The 12,413-nt window shown below is 70.6% G+C and carries 9 protein-coding genes; 5 read left to right on the forward strand and 4 right to left on the reverse strand.

Annotation, left to right across the window (positions count from 1 at the left end; genetic code table 11):
• The first annotated feature begins 223 nt into the window (after positions 1–223).
• Entirely contained in the window at positions 224–2,284 is a 2,061-nt protein-coding gene (locus tag Plo01_RS26565) for a S9 family peptidase (protein ID WP_203893425.1), read from the forward strand.
• Positions 2,284–3,300, forward strand: coding sequence for an L-glyceraldehyde 3-phosphate reductase (gene mgrA, locus Plo01_RS26570; RefSeq protein ID WP_203893598.1), 1,017 nt, complete (start codon positions 2,284–2,286; stop codon positions 3,298–3,300). The genes Plo01_RS26565 and mgrA overlap by 1 nt, the downstream gene beginning before the upstream one ends.
• Positions 3,301–3,355: 55 nt before the next feature.
• Here mgrA and Plo01_RS26575 read toward each other — a convergent pair whose 3' ends face one another.
• Complete coding sequence (locus Plo01_RS26575) at positions 3,356–5,779, reverse strand: lysylphosphatidylglycerol synthase transmembrane domain-containing protein (protein WP_239317119.1); 2,424 nt, start codon at positions 5,777–5,779, stop codon at positions 3,356–3,358.
• A gap of 735 nt (positions 5,780–6,514) precedes the next feature.
• Here Plo01_RS26575 and Plo01_RS26580 point away from each other — a divergent pair.
• Positions 6,515–8,068, forward strand: coding sequence for a M28 family metallopeptidase (locus Plo01_RS26580; RefSeq protein WP_203893426.1), 1,554 nt, complete (start codon positions 6,515–6,517; stop codon positions 8,066–8,068).
• Between the two features lie 181 nt (positions 8,069–8,249).
• Entirely contained in the window at positions 8,250–10,256 is a 2,007-nt protein-coding gene (locus Plo01_RS26585; protein WP_203893427.1) for a molybdopterin-containing oxidoreductase family protein, read from the forward strand.
• 80 nt (positions 10,257–10,336) lie between these two features.
• On the opposite strand, the gene Plo01_RS26590 is transcribed toward Plo01_RS26585, so the two are convergent.
• Positions 10,337–10,786 carry a GNAT family N-acetyltransferase gene (locus Plo01_RS26590; RefSeq protein WP_203893428.1) on the reverse strand — a complete coding sequence of 150 codons (450 nt, stop codon included), beginning with the start codon at positions 10,784–10,786 and terminating at the stop codon, positions 10,337–10,339.
• Positions 10,787–10,876: 90 nt separating this feature from the next.
• On the opposite strand from Plo01_RS26590, the gene Plo01_RS26595 reads away from it, so the two are divergent.
• Positions 10,877–11,344 (forward strand): hypothetical protein, encoded by a 468-nt coding sequence (locus tag Plo01_RS26595; RefSeq protein ID WP_203893429.1) that lies wholly within the window; start codon positions 10,877–10,879, stop codon positions 11,342–11,344.
• Positions 11,345–11,347: 3 nt separating this feature from the next.
• Here Plo01_RS26595 and Plo01_RS26600 read toward each other — a convergent pair whose 3' ends face one another.
• Both Plo01_RS26600 and Plo01_RS26605 read right to left on the reverse strand, forming a co-directional pair.
• Positions 11,348–11,815, reverse strand: coding sequence for an SRPBCC family protein (locus Plo01_RS26600; RefSeq protein WP_203893430.1), 468 nt, complete (start codon positions 11,813–11,815; stop codon positions 11,348–11,350).
• 143 nt (positions 11,816–11,958) lie between these two features.
• Positions 11,959–12,333, reverse strand: a complete 375-nt coding sequence (locus Plo01_RS26605) for a VOC family protein (protein WP_203893431.1) — start codon at positions 12,331–12,333, stop codon at positions 11,959–11,961.
• Between the last annotated feature and the right edge of the window lie 80 nt (positions 12,334–12,413).

A 12,413-nucleotide genomic window follows, 5' to 3' on the forward strand; every position in this document is an offset into this window, starting at 1 on the left:
CTAACTTACCAGCCATTGAGCGGCTCTGCGAACCGATCTCTGAAACCGTTGGTTTCAAGGGGTTATCGACATACACAGGACAGCCCACATCACAGTCACCTGAGTGATGGGAGTGGGTTGCGCCGGATCTTGCCGACACCAAAAGATTAGCAGTCCCCGCCGACCGCTCGGGACGGAACGTCGGAACCTGAGCCCGGCGGGGCCGGAATCATAGACTCGGCGGGTGAGCATCGAGACGCCGCCTACGGCGAAGAAGGTTCCCAGCGAGCGCGTGCACCACGGGGACACCGTGGTCGATGACTACGCCTGGCTGACGGTCAAGGACGATCCCGAGACGATCGCCTATCTCGAGGCCGAGAACGCCTACACCCAGCAGGTGACATCACACCTGAAGCCCCTCCAGGAAACGATCTTCCAGGAGATCAAGGGACGCACTCTGGAGACCGACCTCTCCGTCCCCACCCGCAAGGGTGACTGGTGGTACTACTCCCGCACCGAGGAAGGCAAGCAGTACGGCATCCAGTGCCGGGTCGCGGCCGAGGGCGACACCCCTCCCGAGCTGAAGCCGGACGAGTCGCTGCCCGGGGAGCAGGTCATGCTCGACGCCAACGAGCTGGCCGGCGACAGCGACTTCTTCTCCCTCGGGACCAGCGCGGTGAGCCCCGACGGCACCCTGCTGGCCTACTCCGTCAACTTCACCGGCGACGAGCGCTTCACCCTGAAGGTGAAGAACCTCGTCACCGGCGAGACCCTCCCCGACGAGATCCCCGGCATCTTCTACGGCGGGGCCTGGTCGGCCGACGGCACCACGTTCTTCTACACGACGGTCGACGAGACGTGGCGGCCGCACAAGGTCCACCGGCACGTGATCGGCACCCCGGCCGCCGCCGACGTCCTCGTCTACGAGGAGACCGACGAGCGGTTCTGGATCGGCATCGGACTGACCCGCAGCGAGCGCTACCTCGTCCTCTCCGCGGGCAGCAAGATCACCAGTGAGGTCCGCATCCTGGAGGCGGACGACCCGACCGGCGAGTTCCGCGTCGTACGGCCCCGCAAGACCGGCGTCGAGTACGGCATCGACCACGCGGGCGACCGCTTCCTGGTCCTGCACAACCGCAACGCCGAGAACTTCGAGCTGGCCACCGCCCCGATCGACGATCCGGGCGCCTGGACGCCGCTGATCGAGCACCGCGAGGACACCCGCCTGCTCGACGTCGACGCCTTCGCGGGCCACACCGTCGTGCACTTCCGCCGGGACGGCCTGACCGGCATCCGCGTCCTGCCCGCGGACGGCGAGCCGTACGAGATCTCCTTCCCCGAGCCGATCTACGACGCGGCCCCCTCGGGCAACCCCGAGTTCGTCACCGGACGGCTCCGCCTCGGCTACACGAGCATGATCACTCCGCCCTCGGTCTACGACTACGACCTCCAGGCGCGCGAGCTGATCCTGCTCAAGCGCAGGCCCGTGCTCGGCGGCTACGACCCGGACGACTACGAGCAGTTCCGGGAGTGGGCCACCGCCTCGGACGGCACCCGCGTCCCGATCTCGATCGCCGTCAAGAAGGGCGCCGCCCGGCCGGCGCCCACCGTCCTGTACGGCTACGGCAGCTACGAGATCTCGATGGACCCGTCGTTCTCGGTGGCCCGGCTGAGCCTGCTGGACCGGGGGTTCGTCTTCGCCGTCGCGCACGTCCGGGGCGGAGGCGAGATGGGCCGCCGCTGGTACGAGGACGGGAAGTTCCAGCAGAAGAAGAACACCTTCACCGACTTCGTCGCCTGCGCCGAGCACCTCAAGGCCGGGGGCTGGTCCTCCGAGATCATCGCGCGGGGCGGCTCGGCCGGCGGGCTGCTGATGGGCGCGGTGGCCAACCTCGCCCCGGAGGTCTTCGCGGGCGTGGTCGCCGAGGTGCCGTTCGTGGACCCGCTGACCTCGATGCTCGACCCGTCGCTCCCGCTCACCGTCATCGAGTGGGACGAGTGGGGCGACCCGCTGCACAACCCGGACGTCTACCACTACATGAAGTCCTACTCGCCGTACGAGAACGTGGACGAGAGGGTCTATCCGCCGATCCTGGCGATCACGAGCCTCAACGACACCCGCGTCCTCTACCACGAGCCGGCCAAGTGGATCGCCAGGCTCCGCGACACCGCGCGGGGCGGGCCGTTCCTGCTCAAGACGGAGATGGGCGCCGGGCACGGCGGCCGCAGCGGCAGGTACGACTCCTGGCGCGAGGAGGCGTTCACCCTCTCCTGGATCCTCGACACCGCGAAGGTCTCCGAATGATGACGTACATCGCCGCGGACGACCGCTACGACGGGCGGCAGCCGTACAACCGGGTGGGCCGGAGCGGGCTCAAGCTGCCCGCGGTCTCGCTCGGGCTCTGGCACAACTTCGGTGACGACAAGCCGCTCGGGGTGCAGCGGGACATCCTGCGCCGGGCCTTCGACCTCGGGGTGACCCACTTCGACCTGGCCAACAACTACGGCCCGCCGTACGGCTCGGCGGAGACCAACTTCGGGCGGCACTTCCGCGAGGACTTCGCGCGCCACCGCGACGAGCTGATCATCTCGACCAAGGCCGGGTACGACATGTGGCCCGGGCCGTACGGCGAGTGGGGCTCCCGCAAGTACCTGCTGGCCAGCCTGGACCAGTCGCTCAAGCGGATGGGCCTGGACTACGTCGACGTCTTCTACAGCCACCGGTTCGACCCGGACACGCCGCTGGAGGAGACGATGGGCGCGCTGGACCACGCGGTCCGCTCGGGCCGGGCGCTGTACGCCGGGATCTCGTCCTACTCGCCCGAGCAGACCGCCGAGGCCGCGCGGATCCTGCGCCAGATGGGCACGCCGCTCTTGATCCACCAGCCGTCCTACTCGATGCTCAACCGGTGGATCGAGGGCGGGCTGCTGGACGTGCTGGAGGAGGAGGGCGTGGGCTGCATCGCCTTCTCGCCGCTGGCGCAGGGCATGCTGACCGACCGCTATCTCGGCGGGATCCCGGAGGGGTCGCGGGCCTCGCTGGGACACTTCCTCAAGCCGGAGATGCTCACCGACGAGGTCATGCGGCACGTCCGCAGGCTCAACGAGATCGCGGCGGCGCGGGGCCAGTCGCTGGCGCAGATGGCCCTGGCGTGGGCGCTGCGCGACCGGCGGGTGACGTCGGTGCTGATCGGCGCGAGCAGCGTGGCGCAGCTGGAGAACAGCCTCGCGGCGGTGGAGAACCTCTCGTTCACCCCGGAGGAGCTCGCGGCCATCGACAAGGACGCGGTCGAGGCCGGCATCAACCTCTGGGCGGTCTGACCGTTCCCGTGAGCCCGGTCCCCCCGCAGGGGTCCGGGCTCGCGGGCTCAGGGGCTCACAGGGCCTCGTTGCGCTGCAGATAGGTGAACGAGGCCCAGCCGGGCAGGACCGGGAACCAGAAGGTGAGCAGCCGGAACAGCAGCACGGCGGGGGTGGCCACGTCGGGGTCCAGGCCGGCGAGGGTGAGACCGGCCGAGAGCGCGACCTCCACCGCCCCGAGGCCGCCGGGGGTGGGGACGGCCGAGCCGATGGCGTTGCCCGCGAGGAAGACCACGGCCACGGCGGCGAGGTTCAGGGAGCCGCCGAAGGCCCGGACGCAGGCGTCGAGGCAGGCGATGAAGAAGACCGTCAGCAGCAGGGTGCCGGTGAACCCTTCGGCGATCTTCCGGGGGGACTGGAGGACGTCCAGCAGGCGGGGCAGGACGCCCGAGAACAGCGAGCGCAGGCGCGAGGTGACCATGCGGCGCAGGCGCGGGATCCCCAGGAGGACGACCAGCAGCAGGGCCACCGCCAGCAGCACGAACACCAGCGTGCGGGACGGGGTGAAGGACGCGGCCGTGCTGGAGCCGGTGATGTAGGCGAACAGCAGCAGCAGCCCGATGTGGAAGGCCAGGCCGGTGACCTGCGAGGCGCCCACGCTCGCCATCGCCGGCCCCGGCGGGATCCCGCGTTTCTGCAGGTAGCGGGTGTTGATGGCGACGCCGCTCACCGCGGCCGGGGCGACCAGCTTGACGAACGAGCCGGCGAACTGCACGAGCACGGTACGGCCGAGCGGCAGTTTCTCCGGCACGAAGCCCATCAGCATCAGCGCGGCGGCGACGTAGCTCAGCATCGCGGCGACGAACGCGATCCCGGTCCAGCCCCAGTTCGCCGAGGTGACCACGGTCAGGTTGATCTGGGTCAGGTAGGAGAGCACGAGATACGCGGCGAAGGCGCTGGCGATGATCGTGACCAGGGTGCGCGGGCGGAACCGCTCCAGGCGCACCTCGCCGACCTCGACCTTGGGTTCGAGCCCGACGATCTGCTCCCGGATGGCGGTCAGCAGCCCCTTGTTCTTCTTCAGCGCCGCCCGGGTCTCCCGGGTGAGCGCGATCCGCTGCAGCAGCGGGAGCGCGGTGGCCAGCGTGTTCGGACCGGTCACGGCCGCCGCGGCGCGGACCGAGCGCTCGGCGCCGACGCGCAGGCTGAGGTAGGTGACCAGCTGGGCGACGTCGAGGCTGAGCAGCAGGTCCCCGGCGGCGATCTCACCGCTGCGGGCGTCCATCAGGACGACCCGCCCCTCGTCGTCGACGTGGATGCTGTCACCCGTCAGCCGGCGGTGGGCCAGCCGCTGGACCTGCAGGAGCATGACCTGCTCCCAGATCTGGGCGAGCAGGTCGTCGCCGATCTCCTCATCCGGGATGTCGGCGAGCGCCCGGGTGGGGACGTGCTCGTAGATGAGGATCGCGGCCTCGGAGCCGATCTCGCCCGTGCCGACCAGCCGGGGGCTGCCGACCCCGGCGGCCTGCGAGGCGTAGGCCATCAGCGCCTCGCGCTCCAGCTCGGCGCGGAGCGAGCGGATGGCCTTGCGCCGGGTCTCGGAGTTGAGCCGGATCCGGCGCCAGAGGCGGTAGAGCAGCCCGGCGACCTGCCGGTCGCGGTCGAGGACGGTGACGTCGAGGCGGGTGCCGTCCTTCAGCCCGATGGCGTATCTGCGGCTGTCCTGGGGGTCGTCCTCCATCCGGTGGGCCTTGACCGGGTGGAACCCCAGTTTGCGGACCGCGGCGACGATCGTGCTGCCGGGCGGGCGGGTGTTGGGGCTGCCCAGGCCGTACAGCGTGGCGTATCCGACGGCGAGCCCGACGATGATGGAGACGGCGATGCCGGGGATGGTGGCCGCCAGCCCGGCGAACAGCGCGACCGAGTTGATCGCGACCGCCGTCCACAGGGCGGCGCGCCAGGTGGGGCGGCGGGAGATGCGCATCGCGGTGACGTAGGCGATGACCGAGGTGAGCAGCGCGTTCAGCGGCTCGACCCCGGAGCGGCCCCCGGTGAGCAGCAGCCGCAGGTCCTCCGGGCCGGGACCGAGGATCCACTCGCCGAGGGCGAAGGAGAGCACCATCCCGGCGATCGCCGCGAACAGTCCCTCGGCGACGCGCAGGCCGTCGCGGTGGAGCACCCGCTCGACCGCGTACGCGGCGGGGACGGCGAGCATGGCGACGCCGCCCAGGCCGCCGACCAGGCCGCTCACCAGGAACGGGACGCGCCGGGTGCCGTCGGCGACGTCGGCTTCCAGGCCGTTGAGGGTCTTCCTCGCCACCAGGGCGAGGAGGATGACGGCTGTCAGCCCCAGCAGCGTGGCCAGGAAGCGCAGCGCGTCGGAGGGGCGCCGGAGCCGCTGCGGGAGCAGCGGCTCGACGACGAGCACGGCGGTCTCCCCGCCCGGCGGCGGTGCGCCGCGGGCGACGGCCGTGTCGTCGCGTTCCTTGATGTCCTTCACCGCCAGCGATTCTGCCTGTTTCGCATTACAGGTGCGTCACCGATCTTTCCGTCCAGTCTCCACGATCGGAGTCATGCGTATCTCGCGGCCGCCGGCGGTCTCGGCGGCGTGGCTCCCATTCTGATCTCTGAGCCCGGGGAGCGCGGGCACCGGGTCGTCCCGGAGCGGCGCCGCGTGCGGACGCGGAGACCGCCGCGGGGGCGCGGAAGCGGAACGACGCCGGCGTTCCGGTGATCCGCCTCCGGCCGGCCTCGCCACCTCCGCTGAAGAAGATCCTGGACGTCTGGTTCACCGGGAGTGTCAGCACCGACGAAGCGGACATCGCCAACGTCTCCTCTATCTCCGAGATGGAGAATTGACCCGCCGATCTGCGATAACCGGGAAACAAACGGTGGCTTCCTGGAAAGCTGACCCCATGGACCGGCATCCCGCCTTCGACCGCGGCCCGCCCCGGGTCACCTCCCGCCCCGGCCATGACCGCCCGGTCCGGGCACGCCGTACGTCCTTCCCGGCGTCACCGCGCTTCCGGCCGCCGTCGCGGGCACGACGACTGAGATCATTACTCCATCCGCGCCGCCGCCGTCAAGTACTCCCCGAGAACGCCGGGAACGCTGATTCGACTCCGCTCGATAACAAATGTTGAGAGGGTCTTACAGAATCCCATTCGCCCCACTAAGTTCCGATTATCGCGATCACGGGGGATTTCCTGCTTCATTGGTGTTAGAGGAGTTTCGCATGCGCGTACGCGCGTACAAGGGCCTGCTGGCCGCCGTCACCGCGGCTTCCGCCCTGGTCCTGCCCGTCATCTCCGCCACCCCGGCCGCCGCTGACCCGGATCCCCGCGCCCTCAGCAAGTCGGTCACCGGGCTCGGCGTCAAGCGGCATCTCGTCAAGTTCCAGCAGATCGCCGACGCCAACGGCGGAACCCGCGCCTCGGGCACCGCCGGCTACGACGCCTCGGTCGCCTACGTGGCCGACAAGCTCCGCAGGGCCGGATACAAGGTCACCCTGCAGGAGTTCGAGTTCCCGTTCTTCCGCGAGATCACGAAGTCCTCGCTGGAGCGGGTCGCCCCGTCGGCCAAGACCTACGTGCGCAACACCGACTTCAGGACCATGACCTACTCCGGCTCGGGCAACGTCACCGCCGCCGTGCAGGCCGTGGACGTCATGATCCCGCCGAGCCCGACGCCCAACACCTCCACCTCCGGCTGCGAGGCGAGCGACTTCGCCGGCTTCACCCCGGGCAACATCGCCCTCATGCAGCGCGGCACCTGCGGCTTCCAGGTCAAGGCCGAGAACGCCCAGGCCGCCGGGGCCAAGGGTGTGATCATCTTCAACGAGGGCCAGCCCGGCGAGGGCGCGGCCGACCGCCGCACCCTGCTCCTCGGCACCCTCGGCGCCCCCACCGTGAACATCCCGGTCGTCGGGACCACCTACGCCGTCGGCGAGGAGCTGGCCGCCGCCGGGACGACGGTCACCCTGGTCACCGACACCGAGAGCGACCTGAACCGCAAGACGCACAACGTGCTGGCCGAGAGCCGCTGGGGCGACCCGGACAAGGTCGTCATGGCGGGTTCGCACCTGGACAGCGTCGTCGAGGGCCCCGGCATCAACGACAACGGCTCGGGCAGCGCGGGCGTGCTGGAGACGGCGCTGAAGGCCGGCCTGTTCCCCACCAAGAACAAGCTGCGCTTCGCCTTCTGGGGCGCCGAGGAGCTGGGCCTGCTCGGCTCCGAGCACTACGTGGCCAACCTCTCCGCCGAGGAGAAGGCCAAGATCAAGCTGTACCTGAACTTCGACATGATCGCGTCCCCGAACTACACCTTCGGCATCTACGACGGTGACGACTCCGACGGCGTCGGCGCCCCGGCCGGACCGGCGGGCTCGGACCAGATCGAGAAGCTCTTCGAGTCGTACTTCAAGGCCATCGGCGAGCCGTACACCGGCACCGACTTCACCGGCCGCTCGGACTACGGCCCCTTCATCGAGGTCGGCATCCCCGCGGGCGGCCTGTTCACCGGCGCCGAGGGCATCAAGACCGCCGAGGAGGCCGCGAAGTTCGGCGGTGAGGCGGGTGTCGCCTACGACAAGTGCTACCACCTGGAGTGCGACACCATCGACAACATCAACGACAAGGCGCTGCGGGTGAACACCGGTGCGATCGCCACCGCGACGTTCGTCTACGCCTACAGCTCGCAGCTGCCCGGCGGCGGCGCCCCCGGCGCCAACCAGCCGGGGACCGGCGGCGGCGGCCACGACGACCACGACCACGACGGCGTGGAGATGTAGTCTCCGCCCCGTGACGAGCGCCTGACGAGCACGTGACAGGCGCCGCGGTCACCGCTCCGTGACGTGACGAGGGGGTACGGCCGGGTCCGGCCGTACCCCCTTCCCGTGCGCTTCCCGGTGCGCCGCGGGCCGTCCCCGCACCCCGTGAGTCCCGCTCTGCCCGCGCCGGTAAAGTCAAGCTATGTCGGGTGAAGTGCAGATTTTGGGGGCGTGTCCGCTGGACTGCCCGGACACATGCTCGTGGGTCGTCACGGTCGAAGACGGCCAGGCCGTCAAGATGCGCGGCAACCCCGACCACCCCTACACCCGCGGCGCGCTCTGCGTGAAGGTCAACCGCTACCTGGAGCACACGAAGGCGGCCGACCGCATCCTCCACCCGCTGCGCAGGGTCGGGCCCAAGGGCTCGGGCACATTCGAGCGGATCTCCTGGGACGAGGCCCTGGAGGAGATCTCCGTACGGCTGCGCGCGATCGTCGACGAGCACGGCGGCGAGGCGATCTGGCCCTACAACGGCACCGGGAACCTCGGCTACCTTCAGGGATCCGAGGGCATCGCGGGCCGGCGGTTCTGGAACGTCCTCGGCGCGTCCCGGCACTACCTGAACATCTGCTCCGAGGCGGGCAACTCCGGCCTGAAGGCGATCAACGGCACGCCCGGCGGCATGGACCCCGAGAACTTCGCCCTGTCGAAGCTGATCCTGCTCTGGGGCACCAACACCCTGACCAGCGGGCACCACCTGTGGAAGTTCATCCAGGACGCCCGCGCGGCCGGGGCGCACGTGGTGGCGATCGACCCGATCCGCACCCGCACCGCCGAGCAGGCCGACGAGCACCTGCCGATCCGGCCGGGCACCGACGCGGCGCTGGCGCTCGGGCTGCTCCACGTCGTGCTGGAGGAGGGCGCGGAGGACCGCGACTACCTGGAGAACCACACGGAGAACTGGGAGGCGTTCCGCGAGGAGATCCTCCGGTATCCCCCGGCGCGCGTCGCCGGGATCACCGGGCTGCCCGAGACGGACATCCGGGCTCTGGGCCTGCGCCTGGCGCGCACCCGGCCCACCGGCATCCGCGCCACCATGGGGATCCAGCGGCACTCCGGCGGCGGGGCGACGCTGCGCGCGCTCGCGGCCCTCCCCGCGGTGACCGGTGACTGGCGCCACCCCGGCGGCGGGATCGCCTACTCCACCAGCGGCCACGTCCACCTGAACATCGACACCCGCGACGACCTGCTGCCCGCGCCGGTCCGCACGCTCGCCATGACCCGGCTGGCCGGGGACCTGGACGAGTCGGTGAAGTGCCTGTGGGTCGCCATGGCCAACCCGGTGGGATCCTCCCCCGACCAGAACCGCATCCGCGAGAAGCTCCTGCGCGAGGACCTGTTCACGGTCGTGATGGAGCAGTTCCCCACCGACACCGCGGACTACGCCGACATCGTGCTGCCCGCGACCATGCAGATCGAGAACACGGACCTGCACGCCGGCTACGGGCACATGTACCTGATGTGGAACGAACCGGCCGTCGAGCCGCCGGGCGAGTGCCTGTCCACCACCGAGACGTTCCGCCGCCTGGCCCGGCACATGGGGCTGACCGAGCCGTCGCTGTTCGACTCCGACCTGGAGCTGGCCGAGCAGCTGCTCTCCTCCGGGCATCCGTCCCTGGACGGGATCACGGTGGATCGGCTGCGGAAGGAGGGCTGGGTCCGGCTCAACGTGCCGCAGCCGTTCGCGCCGTTCGCCGACGGCGGCTTCCCCACCCCCTCGGGCCGCCTGCGCTTCCCCCGGGGGTCCGCCTACACCCCCTCCCACACGGCCTCGGCGCCGGGCGGGCCGTACCCGCTGGCGCTGGTCACGCCCGCCCCCCACACCTTCCTCAACACGACCTTCGGCAACAATCCCGAGCTGCGACGCCGCGCCAAGGGGCCGCGGGTCCTGGTCAACCCGGCCGACGCCGCGGACCGGGGCCTGACCGACGGGCAGCGGGCGCGGGTGTTCAACGCCGGCGGCGCGTTCGAGGCCGAGGTGGAGATCAGCGAGAGGGTACGGCCCGGCGTGGTGGCCTCAGCCAAGGGGAACTGGCCCAAGCTCAGCCCCGGTGGCGCGACGGTCAACGCCGTGGTGGAGCAGCGCGACGCCGACATGGGCCGCGGCGCCGTCTACCACGACAACTTCGTGGAGATCGCCCCCGTCTGAGCCTCCGGTGCTCCCGGCCGCGCCCGGCCGGCTCTCGATCGGGTTCTCGGCCGGGCTCCGGACTCCCGCGGGCCGGTCTCTCAGTCGAGGGCGAGCTTGTAGCCCTCGTGGGAGGCGGCGAAGCCGAGGGAGTCGTAGAACCGGTGGGCGTCCTCGCGCCGCTTGTCGGTGGTGAGCTGGACCACGGCGCAGCCGCGTTCGCGGCCCCGCTCGATCGCCCACCCCATCATCTTCCGGCCGAGCCCCTGACCGCGCAGGGCGGCGGTGATCCGTACGGCCTCGATCTGCAGGCGGAGGGCGCCGCGCCGGGAGATCCCCGGGATGTAGGTGAGCTGCATGGTGCCCACGACCTCGCCGTCCCGCTCGGCCACGATCAGCTCGTTGTTCGGGTCGGCCGCGATGGCCTCGAACGCGGCGCGGTGCTCGGGGCCGTACGTCCCGGTGCGGGCCGCGGCGATGGAGTCGTCGGCGATCATGGCGACGACGGCCGGGAGATCCTCGAGGCGGGCGGTGCGGAATTCCACTGACATGACGATCAACCTAGTCCGGGGCGGAGGTCAGGGCAGGGTCAGGGTTGCTCCCGGATGTGGATGAGGGGTCCGAAAGCGCACCCTGATGTCATGAAAGAAGAACTGACTCGACGTGACGAGATGTCCCTCGCCGGCGCGGCCCTGCACGGGGCGCCCTGGAAGAGCGCCGCGGTGACCGGCGGCGCGGTGGCGGCGACCAGCTTCGGGCTGGGCGTGATCCTGCCCGGGGCCGCCAGCCTGACCTGGGCCCTCTGCCTGGGCGTCAGCCTGTTCGCGCTGGTCGCGGCGGTCGGTGCGATCTCCAGGCCCGGCGCCGGCGACCGGGTGACCCGGCAGGCCCGGTCCTGGGCGCTGCGCCACCCGTGGCGCTTCTCCCTCTACCCGTCGCTCGGCGCCGCCGCGCTGATGTACCCGGTGCAGCTCGTCATCGACGGCGAGGGCCCGTTCGGCGCGGCGCTGGACGCGCTCCAGGGCGGCGTCGCGGTCTACCTGATCACCGCGGTGCTGGCGCTGACCATGAAGGGCCGGGGCCAGTCGTCCCTGCCTCCCGGCCGCTGACCCTCAGGGCCGTTCCGCGACGGCCTTGAGGCTCTCCAGGGTCCGGCGCATGTTGACGGCGTTGTGGCCCGCCCGGTCCGCCACCCCGGTGGCGAGGCCGCCCACGACGCGCATGAACCGGCCCCGCCTGTCCCAGGTCTTCTGCTCCACCCGGCAGCCGTTCTCCGTCTCCGTGATGTCGAACCGCCAGATCGCCACGTCGAGCACGCCCTCCGCGCGCACGTGGTAGGCGAAGGTGCGGCCCGGCTCGGCGGCGGTGATCGTGCAGATCGTCGACCAGCGCCGCCACCCGTTGCGGTTGATCCCCCGGAACCTGGCTCCCGGCCGCGGCTCCCGGACGGGGCCGACCCAGCGGATCCGCTCGCACTCGGCGTTCCAGGCGCTCATGTCGGTGATGTCGGCGATCAGGTCGTAGACCGCCTCGGGCGGTGCGGAGATCTCGATGCTCGCCGACGCGCTGGGGACACTCATGTCCGCAGCATGACCGTCAGAACATCGTTCCGGCAAGAGCCGATCCCTCCCGTCCGCGACGGGACCGCCGCGGGATCAGCTCCGCGGAACCGACTCCGTGCGAAACTCCGTACGATCAACCTTGCGAGATAAGCCCTGCGAGGTCAGCCCTGCTCGCGCTCCGCCTCGCTCCGGCAGACGCAGAACTCGTTGCCCTCCGGGTCGAGCATGGTCACCCAGCCGGTCCCGTCGGGGTTGCGGTGGTCGCCCTGGATCGTGGCCCCGAGGCCGAGCAGCCGCTCGACCTCCTGGTCGCGGGTGGAGCCCTCGGTGCCGTTGACGTCCAGGTGCACGCGGTTCTTGACGGTCTTGCCCTCGGGGACCTTGATGAAGAGCAGATTGATCTTGCCCACGAGCAGGACCTCGTCGTCGTCCTTGTCGGTCTCCGGGTGGAATTCGAACCCGGTGGCGTCGCGCCAGAAGGCCGCCAGCTCGTACGGCCGCGCGCAGTCGAAGGTCACGTAGTGAACGTCAATCATGCGTCCACCCAACCGCGACACCATCTAACCCGTCAAGCCGGTGTTGTGGCTCCCCGTACGGCCGGGCCGGTCACTCCGGC

The sequence above is a fragment of the Planobispora longispora genome (genome assembly GCF_016863135.1).
Taxonomy (GTDB): Bacteria; Actinomycetota; Actinomycetes; order Streptosporangiales; family Streptosporangiaceae; genus Planobispora; species Planobispora longispora.